This window comes from Paraburkholderia sp. A1BS-2L, from assembly GCF_051125205.1.
Lineage (GTDB): Bacteria > Pseudomonadota > Gammaproteobacteria > Burkholderiales > Burkholderiaceae > Paraburkholderia.
In genome coordinates, this window is record NZ_CP120428.1 from 1,382,177 (window position 1) to 1,399,223 (window position 17,047).

At 63.9% G+C, this 17,047-nt stretch carries 14 protein-coding genes; 10 read left to right on the forward strand and 4 right to left on the reverse strand.

Going from position 1 to position 17,047, the window contains the following annotated elements:
- Positions 1–2 precede the first annotated feature (2 nt).
- The 6 genes from hflC to P5W98_RS06220 all read left to right on the forward strand — a co-directional run bounded on the left by hflC (position 3) and on the right by P5W98_RS06220 (position 6,693).
- On the forward strand, positions 3–908 hold the full coding sequence (gene hflC, locus P5W98_RS06195; protein ID WP_421079379.1) for a protease modulator HflC: 906 nt from the start codon (positions 3–5) through the stop codon (positions 906–908).
- Positions 909–955: 47 nt separating this feature from the next.
- Positions 956–1,147, forward strand: a complete 192-nt coding sequence (locus P5W98_RS06200) for a DUF2065 domain-containing protein (protein WP_035535019.1) — start codon at positions 956–958, stop codon at positions 1,145–1,147.
- A gap of 139 nt (positions 1,148–1,286) precedes the next feature.
- Positions 1,287–2,438 carry an ATP phosphoribosyltransferase regulatory subunit gene (locus tag P5W98_RS06205; RefSeq protein WP_421023746.1) on the forward strand — a complete coding sequence of 384 codons (1,152 nt, stop codon included), beginning with the start codon at positions 1,287–1,289 and terminating at the stop codon, positions 2,436–2,438.
- Positions 2,439–2,581: 143 nt separating this feature from the next.
- Positions 2,582–3,928, forward strand: a complete 1,347-nt coding sequence (locus P5W98_RS06210; RefSeq protein WP_421079380.1) for an adenylosuccinate synthase — start codon at positions 2,582–2,584, stop codon at positions 3,926–3,928.
- A 37-nt stretch (positions 3,929–3,965) separates the two neighbouring features.
- Positions 3,966–4,538 (forward strand): phosphoribosyltransferase, encoded by a 573-nt coding sequence (locus P5W98_RS06215; RefSeq protein ID WP_413189228.1) that lies wholly within the window; start codon positions 3,966–3,968, stop codon positions 4,536–4,538.
- A gap of 268 nt (positions 4,539–4,806) precedes the next feature.
- Positions 4,807–6,693, forward strand: a complete 1,887-nt coding sequence (locus P5W98_RS06220; RefSeq protein WP_421079381.1) for a potassium transporter Kup — start codon at positions 4,807–4,809, stop codon at positions 6,691–6,693.
- A 118-nt stretch (positions 6,694–6,811) separates the two neighbouring features.
- Here the strand turns inward: P5W98_RS06220 and P5W98_RS06225 are convergent, their stop codons facing one another.
- Positions 6,812–9,148 carry a Tex family protein gene (locus P5W98_RS06225; protein ID WP_421079382.1) on the reverse strand — a complete coding sequence of 779 codons (2,337 nt, stop codon included), beginning with the start codon at positions 9,146–9,148 and terminating at the stop codon, positions 6,812–6,814.
- On the opposite strand from P5W98_RS06225, the gene P5W98_RS06230 reads away from it, so the two are divergent.
- The 3 genes from P5W98_RS06230 to P5W98_RS06240 all read left to right on the forward strand — a co-directional run bounded on the left by P5W98_RS06230 (position 9,089) and on the right by P5W98_RS06240 (position 13,037).
- Positions 9,089–10,333 carry a hypothetical protein gene (locus tag P5W98_RS06230; RefSeq protein ID WP_434718484.1) on the forward strand — a complete coding sequence of 415 codons (1,245 nt, stop codon included), beginning with the start codon at positions 9,089–9,091 and terminating at the stop codon, positions 10,331–10,333. The two genes, P5W98_RS06225 and P5W98_RS06230, sit on opposite strands and share 60 nt — an antisense overlap.
- 112 nt (positions 10,334–10,445) lie before the next feature.
- Positions 10,446–10,679, forward strand: coding sequence for a DUF465 domain-containing protein (locus tag P5W98_RS06235; protein WP_413189224.1), 234 nt, complete (start codon positions 10,446–10,448; stop codon positions 10,677–10,679).
- 75 nt (positions 10,680–10,754) lie between these two features.
- Entirely contained in the window at positions 10,755–13,037 is a 2,283-nt protein-coding gene (locus P5W98_RS06240) for an ATP-dependent DNA helicase (protein ID WP_434718485.1), read from the forward strand.
- Positions 13,038–13,286: 249 nt separating this feature from the next.
- Here P5W98_RS06240 and P5W98_RS06245 read toward each other — a convergent pair whose 3' ends face one another.
- Both P5W98_RS06245 and P5W98_RS06250 read right to left on the reverse strand, forming a co-directional pair.
- The gene (locus P5W98_RS06245; RefSeq protein ID WP_421023752.1) at positions 13,287–13,556 is read right to left on the reverse strand and encodes a hypothetical protein; all 270 of its coding nucleotides are present in this window, start codon (positions 13,554–13,556) and stop codon (positions 13,287–13,289) included.
- Between the two features lie 231 nt (positions 13,557–13,787).
- Positions 13,788–15,062 carry a JmjC domain-containing protein gene (locus P5W98_RS06250; protein WP_421079385.1) on the reverse strand — a complete coding sequence of 425 codons (1,275 nt, stop codon included), beginning with the start codon at positions 15,060–15,062 and terminating at the stop codon, positions 13,788–13,790.
- A gap of 32 nt (positions 15,063–15,094) precedes the next feature.
- Here P5W98_RS06250 and P5W98_RS06255 point away from each other — a divergent pair, with 32 nt between their 5' ends.
- A complete protein-coding gene (locus tag P5W98_RS06255; protein ID WP_421043911.1) occupies positions 15,095–15,640 on the forward strand; it encodes an FKBP-type peptidyl-prolyl cis-trans isomerase in 546 nt (181 codons plus the stop codon).
- Between the two features lie 84 nt (positions 15,641–15,724).
- Here P5W98_RS06255 and P5W98_RS06260 read toward each other — a convergent pair whose 3' ends face one another.
- Entirely contained in the window at positions 15,725–17,035 is a 1,311-nt protein-coding gene (locus P5W98_RS06260; protein ID WP_421079386.1) for a hypothetical protein, read from the reverse strand.
- Between the last annotated feature and the right edge of the window lie 12 nt (positions 17,036–17,047).

The following is a 17,047-nucleotide window of genomic DNA, read 5'->3' on the forward strand; positions in this document are numbered from 1 at the left end:
ACATGAACAAGATCATTGCGTTCGTCGTCGCCTTCGTGGTGGTGGTGCTAGTGGCGTCGTCGGCGGTGTTCGTCGTCGATCCGCGCCATGTTGCGGTGGTATCCGCCTCGGGCGGCGCCAATGCGACGCTCGCGGGCCCGGGCCCGCACGTGAAGCTGCCGCCGCCGTTTCAGACCGCCACGCTCATCGACACGCGTATCCAGGCGTTCGATGCGCCCGATGCTGACCGTTACACGATGGCGGACAAAACCGAGCTGCTCGTGAACCCGGTCGTGCGTTACCGCGTGGCCGATCCGCTCAAGCTTTTCGCGGCCACCAAGGGCGACCCGCAGACCCTCGCGGACCGGCTCGCGCCGCTTTCGCGCGATGCGCTGTCGAGCGCGTTCTCGAAGGTCGATTTGAGCGAAGCTCTTGCACAGCAGGAGGCGATCGCCAACGGCGCGCGCGACGCCCTCAAGGTGGCTGCGGCGCCGCTCGGCATCGATGTGATCGACATCGAGCTCACGCGCATCGACTATCCGGCGGAGCTTGCCGAGGTGGTCTACAAGCGCATGAGCGCCGCGCGCGAGCAGGCCGCCGCCGAGCAGCGCGCGAAGGGCACTGCCGAGGCGCAGAAGATCAAGGACGCAGCCGAGCGCCAGCAGCAGGCAGCGCTTGCCGATGCGAACAGCCAGGCGCAGGCCATCAAGGGCGAAGGTGACGGCAAGGCTGCCGCAATCGCCGCGCAGGCGTATGGCCGCGATCCGGACTTCTATCGCTTCTATCAAAGCATGCAGGCGTACCGCGAAAGCTTCAAACCGGGCGACGTTGTCGTGGTCGATTCCTCGAGTGACTTCTTCCGCTTCATGCGCAGTCCGAACGGAGAGGCGCAGCCGGCTCCCGCTGCTGCTGCGCCGCGCAAACATTAAACAAACGAGACACGGGCGCCGCGCACCTGCGCGGCGTGTTTTTTCGCATGAACATAGCTGGTTCCCTGTTGCTCGCGATCGCGTTGATGCTGATTATCGAGGGCATGTTCCCGTTCGTCTTTCCGGCGGCCTGGCGCGACACGTTTCGTAGAATTGCGGAACGGCCGCCGCATCACATCCGGATCGGCGGGCTGATCGTGATGGGGCTCGGGCTCGTGTTGCTGTTGCTCGCTACTTGAATTCAAGGCTCATGCCTCGCGGCATGCGCCGTTTCTATCGTTCGGCCCGCGCATCAGGCGCGCGTTCGCGCTCAGGCCCTGCGGCTGGCGCGTTCCGCCGCCGCGTGGCCCTTATCGCTGTAGTTGTAGGATTGATTCGATGTCGACCTGGTTACTTCCCGAGAATATCGCCGACGTGCTGCCTTCCGAGGCACGCAAGATCGAAGTGCTGCGCCGCAGCCTGCTGGACCGCTTTCGCGCCTATGGCTACGAGATGGTCATGCCGCCGCTGCTCGAGTATCTCGAGTCGCTGCTGGTGGGCAGCGGGCGCGATCTGAACCTGCGCACCTTCAAGCTCGTCGATCAACTGTCGGGCCGCACGCTCGGACTGCGCGCGGACATGACGCCGCAGGTTGCGCGTATCGACGCGCATTTGCTGAACCGCCAGGGCGTGACGCGCCTGTGCTACGCCGGCAACGTGCTGCACACGCGCCCGCGCGGCCTGCACGCCACGCGCGAGCAGATTCAGATCGGCGCGGAAATCTATGGCCATGCGGGCCTGGAGGCCGACCTCGAAATCCAGCAATTGATGCTCGACGCGCTGCGCCTCGCGGGCCTCGCGAAGGTGCGCCTCGATCTTTCGCACGCGGGCGTGCTCGCGGCGATCTTCGAAGCCGATCCCGCCGCCGCGGCGCTCGGCGATGCTTTGTATGAAGCGCTGGCTGGCAAGGACGTGCCGCATCTGGCGGAACTCACCGCCGCTCTGCAGCCCGTGTCGCGCGACGCGCTGCGCGCGCTGCCGTCGCTGTACGGCGACGCCAGCGTGATCGACGAGGCGCGCAAGCGCTTGCCGGCGCTGCCCGGCATTGCGCGCGCGCTCGACGACCTCGCGTTCCTCATGGGCGAGATCGAGGGTGCGGAACTGATGATCGATCTCGCCGATCTGGGCGGCTACGCGTATCACAGCGGCGTAATGTTCTCTGCCTACGTAGACGGCGTGCCCAACGCGGTCGCGCGCGGCGGGCGTTACGACAAGGTGGGCGAGGCGTATGGCCGCGCCCGCGCGGCGACGGGTTTTTCGCTGGATCTGCGTGAAGTGGCGCGTATTTCGCCGGTCGAGGCACGCAGCACCGCGGTGCTCGCGCCGTGGGCCCACGACGAGTCGCTGCGTGCCGCGGTCGCGGCGCTGCGCGACGCCGGCGAGGTCGTGATCCAGGCACTGCCGGGCCACGAGCACGACATGGACGAATTCGCCTGCGACCGCGTGCTCGTCGAGCGCAACGGCGCGTGGGTGGTCGAGGCGCGCGCCTGAGTCGCAGCCAGGGAGCCGGGACGGCACGCGGTCTGCACGCATGCCGTTGAGCGCAAAAGGAAATCCTGGGAATTTTGGGAAAAAATGGCGGCCTTGCCGCCGAACCCAGGTAGAATACGTTTTTAACCAGCTAACGAAACACCATGTCTGCCAGCGCAGTGAATGTAACCCCGGGGCGCAATGTCGTCGTCGTGGGCACCCAATGGGGCGATGAAGGCAAGGGCAAGATCGTCGACTGGCTGACGGACCACGCGCAAGGCGTGGTGCGTTTCCAGGGCGGCCACAATGCCGGTCACACTCTCATCATCGGCGGCAAGAAGACCATTCTCCGGCTGATCCCCTCGGGCATCATGCGCGCCGGCGTCGCCTGCTACATCGGCAACGGCGTGGTGCTCTCGCCCGAAGCCCTGTTCAAGGAAATCGGCGAACTCGAAGAAGCGGGCATCGACGTCCAGAAGCGCCTCTTCATCTCCGAAGCCACCACGCTCATCCTGCCGTATCACGTCGCCATCGACCAGGCGCGGGAAGCCAAGCGCGGCGCCGCGAAGATCGGCACGACCGGCCGGGGCATCGGCCCGGCTTACGAAGACAAGGTGGCGCGCCGCGGCTTGCGCGTGCAGGACCTGTTCGAGCCGGAAGTCTTTGCCGAGCGCCTGCGTGAGAACCTCGACTATCACAACTTCGTGCTCACCCAATACCTGGGTGCGCCCGCGGTCGATTTCCAGCAGACCCTCGACACGATGCTCTCGTATGCCGAGCGTCTGAAGCCGATGGTCACAGACGTTTCGCGTCGCCTTTACGACGTGAACTGCCAGGGCGGCAACCTGCTGTTCGAAGGCGCGCAAGGCACGCTGCTCGACATCGATCACGGCACCTATCCGTACGTCACGTCGAGCAACTGCGTTGCCGGTGCGGCGTCGGCGGGCGCGGGCGTGGGCCCGCAGCAGCTCAACTACATCCTCGGCATCACCAAGGCGTACTGCACGCGCGTCGGCGCGGGCCCGTTCCCGAGCGAACTGTACGATGCCGATAACGCTGACCGTCAGGAAGAAGTCGGCCTCACGCTCGCGAAGGTGGGCAAGGAATTCGGTTCGGTCACGGGCCGCCCGCGCCGCACCGGTTGGCTCGACGCCGCCGCGCTGCGCCGCTCGATCCAGATCAACGGCGTGACGGGCCTGTGCATCACCAAGCTCGACGTACTCGACGGCCTCGACGAAGTGAAGCTGTGCGTGGGCTACAAGGTCGACGGCAAGGATGTCGATATTCTGCCGCGCGGGGCGTCGCAAGTGGCCGCATGCGAGCCGGTCTACGAAACGTTCGAAGGCTGGAAGGAAAGCACCATCGGCATCACGCAATGGGATGCCCTGCCCAAGAGCGCGCAGGCGTATCTGTCGCGTGTGCAGGAAGTGGCGGGCGTTCCGGTCGACATGGTCTCCACGGGCCCCGATCGTGACGAAACGATCCTGCTGCGTCATCCGTTCAAGGCGTAAAGACGCAGAAATAAGCAGAAACAAGGTAGATGCAAAAATGATTCAGATGATGGACCCGCGCAACGACGAAAAGAATCTGTGGGTCGGCTGGGATGAGTATCACCGGCTGATCGAGCTGCTCGCGCTTTCGGTACACGATTCGCGCTGGAAGTTCGACCAGATCCTGTGTCTTGCTCGGGGCGGCTTGCGCGTGGGCGACCAGCTCTCGCGCATTTACGACTTGCCGCTCGCGATCCTAGCGACGAGTTCGTACCGCGAAGCGGCGGGCACACAGCAAGGCGATCTCGACATCGCGCAGTACATCACGATGACGCGTGGCGAGCTTTCGGGCAACGTGCTGCTCGTCGACGACCTCGTCGACTCGGGCGTCACGCTTGCGCGTGTGCAGGAGCATCTCAAGGAACGCTACCCGGCCGTGACCGGTGTGCGCTCGGCGGTGCTCTGGTACAAGGGCTGCTCGAAGGTGAAGCCCGACTACTTCGTTCAGCATTTGCCGACTAATCCCTGGATTCATCAGCCGTTCGAGGAGTGGGATACTGTGCGTCCCCACAATCTCGGCGCATGGATCAAGCGGGGTCTGCAGCAGGCCCAGCAGGATGCGCAGAAGTAAGCGTCTGTAAGCCGCTGACATTACCGCGATACCCCCTCCGGAACGGAGCCTTTCAGGCTCCGTTTTTTTTATGCGTCGCGCGCTTTTAGCGCTATTGCCGTACGCACAGGCCAACCACGATACACGACCCGGTTGGCGCAGCTGGGGGCCATGCTAAACTCCCGCGGGACAGGCAGGCGTCGCGGGGTCGCAACGATCACTCGGGTTTCGTCCGCAGCCAGTTTAGAATAGCGCTCGTTTTTTCCGCCTCAAACGGATTTCCGCGTATATGACAACTAGCACGCACGTGGCAAAGCAGCCGCTACCGACACTCGCAGTAGCGGCTATCGGCGTGGTGTTCGGCGACATCGGCACGAGTCCGCTGTATGCGCTCAAAGAAGCGTTCAGCCCGGCCCACGGCATTCCGCTCAACAACACCTCCATCCTCGGCGTGATCTCGCTGCTGTTCTGGGCGATCATCATCGTCGTCAGCGTCAAGTACGTGCTCTTCGTGATGCGGGCCGACAACAACGGCGAAGGCGGCGTGCTCGCGCTCATGGCGCTCGCCATGCGCTCGTTCGACCGCAAGAGCAAGTCCGCGGTGGTGCTGACGGCGCTGGGCATCTTCGGTGCGTGCATGTTCTACGGCGACGCCGTGATTACGCCCGCCATCTCGGTGATGTCGGCGGTCGAAGGTCTCGAGATTGCGGCGCCCAAGCTCTCGCATCTCGTTCTGCCGCTCACGATGGTGATCCTCATTGCGCTGTTCTGGATCCAGCGGCACGGCACTTCGCTGGTAGGGCGTCTGTTCGGGCCGATCATGGTGCTCTGGTTCGTGACCATCGGCGTGCTCGGCGTTTCGCGCATCGTTCATGCGCCTGGCGTGATCGCCGCGCTTAATCCGTATTACGCGGTCACGTTCATGGGCGCGCACCTGCTGCAGGCCTATGTGGTGTTGGGCTCGGTCGTGCTGGTGTTGACCGGCGCCGAAGCGCTCTACGCCGATATGGGCCACTTCGGCGCCAAGCCGATTCGCTACGCGTGGTACGGGCTCGTGATGCCCTCGCTCGTGCTCAACTATTTCGGCCAGGGCGCGCTCCTGATGCAGGAGCATCGCGCAATCGAAAATCCGTTCTTCCTGCTTGCGCCGGAATGGGCGCTGCTGCCGCTCGTGGTGCTGTCGACGGTGGCGACCGTGATTGCGTCGCAGGCCGTGATTTCGGGCGCGTACTCGCTTACGAGTCAGGCGATTCTGCTCGGCTACGTGCCGCGCATGAAGGTGCTGCATACGTCCGATCTCGCCATCGGCCAGATCTATGTGCCGGTCGTGAACTGGATGTTGCTCGTCATCATTCTGTGCATTGTCGTGGGCTTCAAGAGCTCCGATAACCTCGCTGCCGCGTATGGCATTGCCGTGACGGCAACCATGGTCATCACTACCATGCTCGCGAGTGTCGTGATGGTGAAGGTTTGGAAATGGAACGTCTGGCTCGTGACGTTCATCATTGCGTGTTTCATGATCGTCGACCTCGGCTTCTTCGGCGCGAACCTGCTGAAGGTCGAGGAGGGCGGCTGGCTGCCGCTCAGCATCGGCGCGCTGCTGTTCTTCCTGCTGATGACGTGGTTCAAGGGACGGATGATCGTCAAGGAGCGCACTGCCGCTGACGGTATTCCGCTGATGCCATTCCTGCAGGGGCTGCTCGCGCATCCGCCGCACCGCGTGTCCGGCACGGCCATTTATCTCACGGGCAGCGACACGCTCGTGCCGGTGAGCCTGCTGCACAACCTCAAGCACAACAAGGTGCTGCACGAGCGCACGATCTTCCTGACGTTCCGGATTCGCGACATTCCTTATGTTGCCGACTCGGAGCGCGTGCAGATCAAAGATATCGGCGGTGGCTTGTATCTCGTGAAGGCCGACTACGGTTTCAATGAAACGCCGGACGTGAAGGCGGTGCTCGAAGAGATCGGCCGCAGAGAGAGCACGTCGTTCGAGATGATGGATACGTCGTTCTTCCTGGCGCGTGAAACGGTCGTGCCCACGCAGTTGCCGGGCATGTCGATATTTCGCGAGCGCGTGTTCGCGTGGATGCATCAGAACGCCGCGAAGCCGACCGACTTCTTCAGCATTCCCGCCAATCGCGTGGTTGAACTGGGGACGAAGATCGAGATTTAAAGTTTCGATCGTTGCGTGAACAACAAAAAAGGCACCGCTGCGGTGCCTTTTTTGTTGTTACCTGTTGCGAAGCGCGGCGCGGGGCTTCGCAGTTCCCGCGCCACCCCGCGCTGGTGCGTTAGCGCTTGAGTTTCGCGAAGGCCGCCGCCATTGCGCCTGCCGGTTCCGCGTCGCGCGAGCGCTGGCCGCCGCGGTTCGCATTGCTGCCGCGCTGATCGCGGTTGCCGCCATTGCTGCTGGCGCCGCTGCGTTGTGCGGCGCTTGCCGGATCGTCGTCCATGCGCATCGTGAGCGCGATGCGCTGGCGCTTCACATCGACGTCGAGCACCTTCACCTTCACGACCTGGCCCGCCTTCACAACTTCGTGCGGGTCCTTGATGAATTTCGTCGACATGGCCGAGACGTGCACGAGGCCGTCCTGATGCACGCCCACGTCGATGAACGCGCCGAACGCCGCCACGTTGGTCACGACGCCTTCGAGCACCATGCCTGGCACGAGGTCGGACACCTTTTCGACGCCTTCACGGAAGGTCGCCGTCTTGAACTCGGGGCGCGGATCACGGCCCGGCTTTTCGAGTTCCGAGAGGATGTCGCGCACGGTCGGCAGACCGAAGCGCTCATCGACGAACTCGGCCGGCGAGAGACCCGAGAGCGCCTCGCGGCTACCGAGCACGTCGCCGATAGTGCGCTTGATCTTCGCGAGCATGCGCTCGACGACGGGATACGCTTCGGGGTGCACCGACGAGCGGTCGAGCGGATTCTCGCCGCCGTTGATGCGCAAAAAGCCCGCGGCCTGCTCGAAGGTTTTGTCGCCCAGACGCGGCACCTTCTTCAGATGATCGCGTGAGGGGAAGGGGCCGTTGGCGTCGCGGTAATCGACGATATTGCGCGCGAGCGTCGCGTTCAGACCCGACACGCGCGCAAGCAGCGCCACCGATGCGGTATTGGCGTCGACACCCACGGCGTTCACGCAGTCTTCGACCACGGCGTCGAGCGAGCGCGCCAGCTCGCGCTGGTTCACGTCGTGCTGGTACTGGCCCACGCCGATCGCTTTGGGCTCGATCTTCACGAGCTCGGCGAGCGGATCTTGCAGACGCCGCGCGATCGACACCGCGCCACGCAGCGAGACGTCGAGCTCGGGGAATTCCTTCGCTGCCAGTTCGGACGCCGAATAGACCGAGGCGCCGGCCTCGGAGACCACGATCTTTTGCAGCTTGAGTTCGGGATGCTTCGAGATCAGTTCGCTCGCGAGCTTGTCGGTCTCGCGCGAGGCCGTGCCGTTGCCGATGCTGATGAGCTCGGCCTGCGTTTGCGCGGCGATGCGCGCGAGCTTCGCGAGCGAGCCGTCCCAGTCGCGGCGCGGCTCGTGCGGATAGATCGTATCGGTGGCGAGCAGCTTGCCCGTGCGGTCGACGACGGCGACCTTCACACCGGTGCGCAGGCCCGGATCGAGGCCGATCACGGCCTTCGGGCCGGCGGGCGCGGCGAGCAGCAAGTCCTTGAGGTTGCGCGCGAACACGCGGATCGCTTCGGTTTCGGCCTGCTCGCGCAGGTTCGTGAGCAGCTCGTTTTCGATGTGCGGCTGCACCTTCACACGCCAGCACCAGCGGCAGACGTCGGAGAGCCATTTGTCGGCAGGACGGGCTTGGTTGGCGATGCCGAAGTGACGCGCGATCATCGCTTCGCCGGGATGCGGCACCTGCGCGTCGAGCTCGCCGCCGAGGCCGAGCTTGACCATCAGCACGCCGGCGTTGCGGCCGCGAAAGAGGGCGAGCGCGCGGTGCGACGGCACCGTCTTGATCGTTTCCGAGTACTCGTAGTAGTCGCGGAACTTCTCGCCTTCCTCGTTTTCCTTGCCCTCGACCACGCTCGAAATCACGACGCCCTGGTTGTACAGCCAGTCGCGCAGCTTGCCGAGCAACTCGGCCGTTTCGCCGAACTGCTCCGAGAGGATGTCGCGCGCGCCGTCGAGCGCGGCCTTCACGTCGGCGACGCCCTTTTCGGCGTCCACGTACTGCGCGGCTTCCGTTTGCGGGTCGAGCAGCGGATTGGCGAGCAGCGCGTCGGCGAGCGGCTGCAGGCCGGCTTCGCGCGCGATCTGCGCACGCGTGCGGCGCTTGGGCTTGTACGGCAGGTAGAGGTCTTCGAGCACCTGTTTGCTGTCGGCGGCCTCGATGGCGGTGCGCAACTCGTCAGTGAGCTTGCCCTGTTCTTCGATGCTCGCGAGGATCGCGGCACGGCGGTCTTCGAGTTCGCGCAGATACAGCAGCCGTTCCTCGAGCGTGCGCAGTTGCGTATCGTCGAGATTGCCCGTGACTTCTTTGCGGTAACGGGCGATGAACGGAACGGTCGCTCCTTCGTCGAGAAGCTGGACGGCGGCCGCCACCTGACGCGGTTGAACGGTCAGTTCGCTGGCGATGCGCTGGACGATCTTGAGTGCTACGGTTTCCGTCATAGAGTCTGGATATTCCTGCGAGGATCGGTTTGCGGTCCCGGGTTCGTAATCCTGGGTTTGCGGCCGGATAGCCGGGCGGCGAGTCAAGCGAGCGAGCGCCCGCCGGCTGGTGGAGCGGGGCATTTTGCCATAAATGGCGGGGCGCTCAACTCGGGGGGTGTTAGAATTTCAGGCATGTTCCGTTGCCCTCAGAAGACGTTGATACCATCCCGTTTGACACAAATCCAGCCCGACGCGCGCGAACGCGCAGCATGGCGGACCACCGCCCGAGCGGCGGCCTGCGCTGTCGCATTGCTGGCGACGGCGAGCGTTCCGGGCCTCGCGCAAGAAGTGACGGCCAGCGGCGCGCAAGACACGCGCCCGGTCGAAGTCGGCGGGCCAATCGAGGGCGCGGGTGCGGCGTCGGCAGTGGAATCGGCGCACGCGCCGGGTGCGGCGTTGGGGGCTGCTCCGGGTGCAGCGGCGGTGGCCACGGGCGCAACGGCTCCGGATGCCGCCGCGAGCAATGGCTTCGCCGAGCGGCAGAAGGTTCTTGACCGGCGTACTGCGGAAAACAATTACCAGTACGCCGTCGCGCAGCACAATTGCTACGACACGTTTTTCGTGAACCGCTGTCTCGGCAAGGCGCGTGATGCGATGCGCGTCGTGCAGGCGGATATCCGCCGCGAGCAGTTGACGCTCGACGAAGAGCAGCGCGCAGACAATGCGCGCCGCCGCGACGAGCAGGCCGCGTTGCAGCGGGCGAAGGACCAGGCCGACGCGCCACAACGCGCTGCGAATGAGGCAGCGAGTGCGCAGGCCTATGAAGACAAGCAGCGTCAGCACGCACTCGCTCAGGCGCAGCGTCAGGCAGAAGCGCCGCAACGTGCCGCGAACGAGCAGGCGTTTCAGGAGAAGCAGCGCCAGCACGCGGTGCAGCAGGCACAGCGCGAGGGCGGACAGGCTCAGTCGCAACGTGCGGCCAACCAGGCCGCATACGACAAGAAACAGTCGGATTATCAGAAGCAACTGGACGAAGCTCGCCGCGAAGGCCAGCAGAAGGCGCAAGAGCGTGCCAAGAAAGCTGAGCGCTTCCAGCAGAAGCAGGAAGAGGCGGCGAAGCATAAGGCTGATGTGGAAGCACGTCAGAAGCAGGCGGCCGAGAAGGCGCAGCAGCAACAGCAACAAAAACCGCAGGGCCAGTAGAACTGAAAGGCCTCCAGCGGTACCAGGCAGCACCCCGCTTTTTCAGCCGGACAGCAACCTCAGGCGTGCGACCTTTCGCACGGCGTGCGCCGATCATGACGAGGAGGCGAGCATGCGCGAGCATCGTGAAGTCAAGGGCGAGGTCCTTCGTGACCGCATTCTGCAACTGGAATCGGAACACGACGGTCTCGACCGTCTGATCGAGAGGATGTGCGAGACATCGGACTACGATGATCTCGAATTGCAGAAGCTGAAGAGGCGCAAGCTCAAGCTGAAGGACAACATCATCCTGCTGCAACTGCAGCTGGAACCCGATTCAACAAAGACCTCGAACGGGCACGCCTGATTCCGGGTCCTGGCAGGCGCCGGGGCGCGGCTGGAGTCGGGCCGCGCTCCGAGGACCGAGCAGGAACCGCTTGCCTTGAATTCAACGACCGTTTCCCGATCCCGTCCCGCGCGCGAAGGCGGCGCGCAGGAGGGGGACGCACGCGCCACCCATTCATCATCGGCTGCACCTGCATTGAGCGCGCGCCGCGGCGCCGAGCTCGAAGAGCTCTTCGCCACCAATGGGTTGCTCGCACGCGAGATCGATGGCTATCGCCCGCGCGCCGCGCAGATCGAGATGGCGCGCGCCGTGGCCGCAGCGATGGAAGCCGCTGCCCAGGCCTTGCCGGAACCGGCGATGTTCGAGGCGCAGTCGCGTCCCGCACGGCGTCTCGAGCGTGGTGCACCGGTCCCCGCGCAGGATCGTGCCGAAGATGCCGCGCGTGCAGCCACCGAGTCCGGCGACAACACGCTGATCGTCGAAGCGGGGACCGGCACCGGCAAAACCTACGCCTATCTCGTGCCGGCCATGCTGTGGGGCGGCAAGGTAATCGTCTCGACGGGCACCAAGCACTTGCAGGACCAGCTATTCGCTCGCGATATTCCAACGGTGCGTGACGCGCTCGCCGTGCCCGTGAGCGTGGCCATGCTCAAGGGCCGCTCGAATTATCTGTGCCACTACTATCTGCAGCGCACGGCCGACAATGGCCGCTTGCCGTCGCGCCAGGAAACGGCGTATCTGCAGGAGATCATCCGTTTCGCGAAGATTACGCGTTCGGGAGATAAGGCTGAGCTCGCGAGCGTGCCGGAAACGGCCGCGGTCTGGTCAATGGTCACCTCCACACGCGACAACTGCCTGGGTCAGGAGTGCCCGAACTACAAGGACTGCTTCGTAATGCAGGCGCGCCGCGAGGCACAGCAGGCCGACATCGTTGTCGTGAATCACCATCTGTTCTTCGCCGACATCATGCTGCGCGACACGGGCATGGCCGAGCTGCTGCCGAGCGCCAACACGATTATCTTCGACGAGGCGCACCAACTGCCCGAAACCGCCACGCTGTTTTTCGGCGAGACGCTTTCGACTGCGCAGTTTCTCGAACTCGCGCGCGATTGCGTGGCTGAAGGCCTGAGCCATGCGCGCGATGCGGTGGAGTGGGTGAAGCTCGGGGCGGCGCTCGAACGCGCGGCGCGCGATGTGCGGCTCGCATTCAAGGAAGATTCGCTGCGCGTGTCGATCACGCAGTTGCCGGAGGATCATCCGCTCTTCGACGCGCTCGATGCCTTGCAAACCGAGCTCGACGCGCTCGCCGCCGCACTTGCGGGGCAAGCTGAGCGTGCAGAATCGCTGGGGGCGTGCCTGCGCCGCGCGCGCGAACTCCAGGGCGTGCTGGCAGGGTGGGTAGCGCCAGCCGCGTCCGGTGACACGTCGTCGCGCGTCGCGCAGGCTGCCAGCGGTGCTGACCAGCCCGACGCTCCAGGTGACGCCGCAGGCGAGTCCAGCGCCGACGATGAAAAGGTCCGCTGGGTCGAAGTGTTCTCGCACACGGTCCAGTTGCACGAGACGCCGCTTTCGGTGGCGCCCATTTTCGCGAAGCAGCGTGCGGGTGTGCCGCGCACGTGGATCTTTACGTCGGCGACGCTTTCCGTGCGCGGCGACTTCACGCACTACGCGGCGCAGATGGGCCTGAGCTCGCGGCGCTCGATGACGTTGCCGAGCCCGTTCGATTATCCGCAGCAGGGTTTGCTGTACGTGCCGCGCAATATGCCGCAGCCGTCGTCGCCGCAATTCACCGACGCGGTATTCGACGCCGCGCTACCCGCCATCGAAGCGTCAGGGGGCGGGGTTTTCATGTTGTGCACGACCTTGCGCGCCGTCGACAAGATCGCCGGGAAGCTGCGCGACACGATCGAGGCGCGTGGCTGGAATACGCCATTGCTGGTGCAGGGCGATGCGAGCCGTACTGAATTGCTCGAACGCTTTCGCGCGTATGGCAACGCGATCCTGGTGGGCAGTCAGAGCTTTTGGGAAGGTGTCGATGTGCGGGGCGATGCGCTGTCGCTCGTCGTCATCGACAAGCTGCCGTTCGCGCCGCCCGACGATCCTGTGCTGGCCGCACGCCTCGACGCGCTGGCGAAGAAGGGCTTGAGCCCATTCGCCGTTCATCAACTGCCGCAGGCCGTCATCACGCTCAAGCAGGGCGCCGGGCGCCTGATTCGTGCGGAGACCGATCGCGGCGTGTTGATGATCTGCGACACGCGCCTCGTGGACAAGCCTTATGGGCGGCGCATCTGGCAAAGCTTGCCTCCGTTCAAGCGCACGCGCGAGATCGAGGTCGTGCGGGCTTTCTTCACGGGCGAGGAAGATCAGGGCGCTCAATGACGCTGCCGAGCGCGCGTCGTGTAATTTCCGCTTGCATATGCGCAACGGTCGTTACATGCGTTGCGCATATGTCTGTGTGCTGACATGACGTTAAGTGATCGAGAAGATACAAACAAAAAGGCCACGAACCTGGGTTCGTGGCCTTTTTGTTTGCCCGCCGCGCATCTGACGAGGCCATCAGACTGCCCGGCGGTTCGCTTCGATGCTCGCTGAAGCCGGAGCTTCGGGCGAGCATCTCGCGAATGCAGCTTACTGGCTTGCGCCCGAAGCCGGAGCAGCAGCGCCAGCGTCCGAAGCAGCAGCGGTAGCCGAAGCAGCAGCGTCGCTCGCAGCAGCCGTAGCGTCGCTCGCAGCAGCAGCGGCGCCCGAAGCAGCAGCGGCTGCGTCCGAAGCGGCAGCAGCCGGTGCCGAAGCAGCAGCAGCATCGCTAGCCGGCGCAGCAGCTTGGTCGCTGCTCTTGTTGCACGCAGCCAGTGCAACAGCTGCCAGCAGGGATGCTACGAGGAGGGATTTCTTCATGATCACGTCCTTTTATGGTTAAAGGTAAGCAACAGCGCAAAATAATACCGGTAATGTGCCCCAACACCGACCTGAGCCGCTGGTGGAGATGCACTGCAAGAGCGTGAATCTTCCCTACGGCCTGGGCGGAAATTATAGGCACTTTCGTATCGACCGTCGACAAATCCGGGGACAATACGTTGTCTTTCTCATACAAGCACTATATTAGTACGGTATAACAGTCCGAAGCGCTTACGCAAGCACCCCGAGCCGTAACCAGCCCGCACAATACCATCCGTGTAGCAACGATGTCACACACGAATCGTGTGAGAGTGTTACAAAGCGTTTCCCATCCAGAAAGCGGTTGTCGGCCAATGCCGGCAGCCATTTTCTCACTTCTTTGAGCAAGTACTGCTCCCCGTTCAGGTAATACGACCGCGCATCGTAAAGCAGGATTGTCCTGCGGTCGAGTCTTATCCCATTTTTCGCGGCGCGCGCAACAAAACGCGCTTCGTCCAGCGGTTTCTCGGGAGCGTCGAATACCACATTCGATTTCGGTTCCGAAAGCCAGGAGCCGACGAACGAAGATACATCCGCTCCGTCCCATCGCACTTTAGCAAGCACGGCCGAGACGCGCTCCACAAGTGCCGGGGGCAGTTGTGCCGCATGCAACACCGCTGGCTGGTCAGGGTCGCGGTAGAGCGTGGGGTTGCCTGCGCTGCTGTTCGCGTCTTTGTCTTTGCCCGAATTCCGGCCAGCGGCGCCGTTTGCGCCGCGCTCGGCCAGCCAGTAGAGAAACTGGCTCGTGAGTTCCGTCGTGGAAGGCGAACGAAAGCCGATCGAGCAGGTCATGCATTCGCCCTCGGCCACGCCGTCGTGCGCGATGTGCGGTGGCAAGTACAGCATGTCGCCCGGCTCCAGCACCCATTCCTCTTCGGGTTCGAAATTCGCGAGGATCTTGAGCGGCAGCCCTTCCTGCAGCGACAGGTCGCGCTGTGCGCCGATGCGCCAGCGCCGCTTGCCATGCACCTGCAGGAGAAACACATCGTACGAATCGAAATGCGGGCCGACACCGCCGCCGTCGGAGGCGTACGAGATCATCAGGTCGTCGAGGCGGGCGTCGGGTGCGAAGCGAAAGCGTTCGAGCAGCGCCCGCGCGCGGTCGTCGTGCAGGTCCGCGCCTTGCACGAGCAAGGTCCATTGACGCGTCTTCGGTGTCGGCAGTTCGTCGGCGGCGAACGGGCCATGCTCGAGCGCCCAGCGCTTGCGAAAATGCGTGATGAGGCGGGATTCGACGTCGTCCTGGTCGGCCAGCGCGAAGAGTTCGTCGCGCGAGAGTGGCGCGGCGATGCCGGGTATCGCCTGGCGGATCAACAATGGCTTTTTCTGCCAGTATTTCTTCATGAACTGCGCCGGACTCAGGCCGCCAAGCAGTGGCGTGGGCGTATCGGGCGCGGGACATGCCAGGGAGGAGGGGGCGCGTCGCTTGCGGGCGTCCTCCGGGTGGTCTGGGGACCGCTTGGGCATCGTATAATGTGGTCTGTAATCTGGAGGATCGAATGAAAATTGCAAAGGACACCGTCGTGTCGGTCGCTTACAAGCTATCGGATGCGCAGGGCAATCTGATCGAGGAAAGCGACGAGCCGATGGTCTATCTGCACGGCGGCTATGATGGCACGTTCCCAAAGATCGAGGAAGTGCTGGACGGCAAGGAGCCGGGCTTCGAGACCCAGATCCAGCTTGAGCCTTCCGACGCTTTCGGCGAGTACGATCCCGAACTCGTCAAGATCGAGCCGCGCAACCGCTTCCCGGAACCGCTCGAAGTGGGCATGCAGTTCGAAGGCACGCCCGAAGAGGGCGACGACGATCTCGACACGCTCATCTACACCGTCACCGACGTTGCAGAAGACAAGGTCGTGCTCGACGGCAATCACCCGCTAGCGGGCATGGCGCTGCGCTTCGCGCTGTCGGTCAAGGAAGTGCGTCAGGCGACCGAGGATGAGATCGAGCACGAACATGCGCATGGCGCGGACGGTCTCGAAATCGCCGATGAGGACGATGACGAAGACGGCGACGAAGCCGCCTCCAAGCCCACCCTGCATTGACCGGGCAACGCGCTGGCAGTGACCTGGTAGTGACTGCTGGCGCGTTTTGCTTCGAGTCCCGGTTCGTTTCTCGCCTCGTGGAGTTCATGGCGCCGTGCGCTGTGAAGGCCACGCGGGCATCACCGTTCCCGCGCTCGCGCCGCCTGGCGCACCCATGTCTCCCGCCTGATTTGCACCGCTCGCGCCGTTTGTGCCATTCGTGCCGTTTTCGGCGGGCGCCTGTTGCATCCCGGGAATCTCCGTCACGTCGGGCATCGACGATATTTCGGGCATTTCCGGCAACGCGGGTTCGCTGCTGCCACCCTGCAGAAGAGCCGGCGGTTGAGGCGGCAGCAGCGGCAGGTGCCTGGGCACCTCATGCACACTCACGCGCAGCGGTGTGCGGCGCGCCATGTCCGCGTCGATTTGAAGCCACTGCGTGAGCGGGTCGTGAAGCGAGAATGCAATCCGCGTGACGTTAGCAATCCTGATTCCTTTCTCGTTGTGCAAGGGCTGATCGATGGCGAAGCCACGCGCGAGCTTCGTCGTTTCCGGATGCACGAGGATCACCGGGCCCCGGAACGTTTCCGCGAGCTTCGTGAGACTGTGCCGCAACTCGGTGTAGCCGTCGCGTGGCGTGCGGCGAAAACGTAGCCATGCAAAGCGGTCCTTGCGCTCGTACTGCTCGGGCATCGCATCGCCCTGCATGAAGATGACGATGGCACGCGCATTGCGGCGGCGCGCAAACTCGGCTGCATGCTCTAACCAGAAACCGTTGGCGATCACGCGGTCTTCGAATTCGCCGTTGCGGCCGCCGGCGTTCAGAAAATGATTGTTGCCGTTGGGCGCATTCAGTGCGATGAACACCGTGTCGCCGAGTTGCCAGCGTGTATTTTCCCGATAAGGCCGAAAACGCGAGACCTCGCTTTCGCGCGTGAGCGTGAGAGGGGATTGGCCGAGCGAATTGGTTTCGGTGAAAAAATTCTGGCGCAGGAAATCGAGCCGCTCGACTGGATCGTAGCCGCCTGCGCCAGCGCTGCCGCAGGTGGTCCAGTCGCGCTGGCCCGGCACGAACACGAGCGGTGCGCGCGAGGCGTCGAGTAATGCGCGGCGCCGGTCGTAGAGGTGATCCGTGCATGTCTCGTGCGGTCCTTTGAGATTGCCATCGTAAACGACGAACGAAATCTGCGGATCTCGGCCGATAGCGTCGATGAGGCGCTGAAGCGTAGCTTCGTCGCCCGGCTCGGTGACGACGTTCGCGACGACGGCGAACGAATAGCGTGGTGAAGACGAAGAATCTTGCGCTCGCGCGGCGAGGGACAGGCCGAACAGCGCCAGGCAGACAAGCGCGCACTGTAGTCCGCGACGCGACGAAATAGTGACACCCGGAACGACACCCGGAGCAACGCCTCGCACCTCGCCCCGGCC

Coding starts and splice junctions, on each gene's coding strand:
- P5W98_RS06200 (WP_035535019.1), top strand. CDS start 956: ATGAACATAGCTGGTTCCCTGTTGCTCGCGATCGCGTTGATGCTGATT.
- hflC (WP_421079379.1), top strand. CDS start 3: ATGAACAAGATCATTGCGTTCGTCGTCGCCTTCGTGGTGGTGGTGCTA.
- P5W98_RS06205 (WP_421023746.1), top strand. CDS start 1,287: ATGTCGACCTGGTTACTTCCCGAGAATATCGCCGACGTGCTGCCTTCC.
- P5W98_RS06215 (WP_413189228.1), top strand. CDS start 3,966: ATGATTCAGATGATGGACCCGCGCAACGACGAAAAGAATCTGTGGGTC.
- P5W98_RS06210 (WP_421079380.1), top strand. CDS start 2,582: ATGTCTGCCAGCGCAGTGAATGTAACCCCGGGGCGCAATGTCGTCGTC.
- P5W98_RS06250 (WP_421079385.1), bottom strand. CDS start 15,062: ATGCCCAAGCGGTCCCCAGACCACCCGGAGGACGCCCGCAAGCGACGC.
- P5W98_RS06220 (WP_421079381.1), top strand. CDS start 4,807: ATGACAACTAGCACGCACGTGGCAAAGCAGCCGCTACCGACACTCGCA.
- P5W98_RS06235 (WP_413189224.1), top strand. CDS start 10,446: ATGCGCGAGCATCGTGAAGTCAAGGGCGAGGTCCTTCGTGACCGCATT.
- P5W98_RS06255 (WP_421043911.1), top strand. CDS start 15,095: ATGAAAATTGCAAAGGACACCGTCGTGTCGGTCGCTTACAAGCTATCG.
- P5W98_RS06225 (WP_421079382.1), bottom strand. CDS start 9,148: ATGACGGAAACCGTAGCACTCAAGATCGTCCAGCGCATCGCCAGCGAA.
- P5W98_RS06245 (WP_421023752.1), bottom strand. CDS start 13,556: ATGAAGAAATCCCTCCTCGTAGCATCCCTGCTGGCAGCTGTTGCACTG.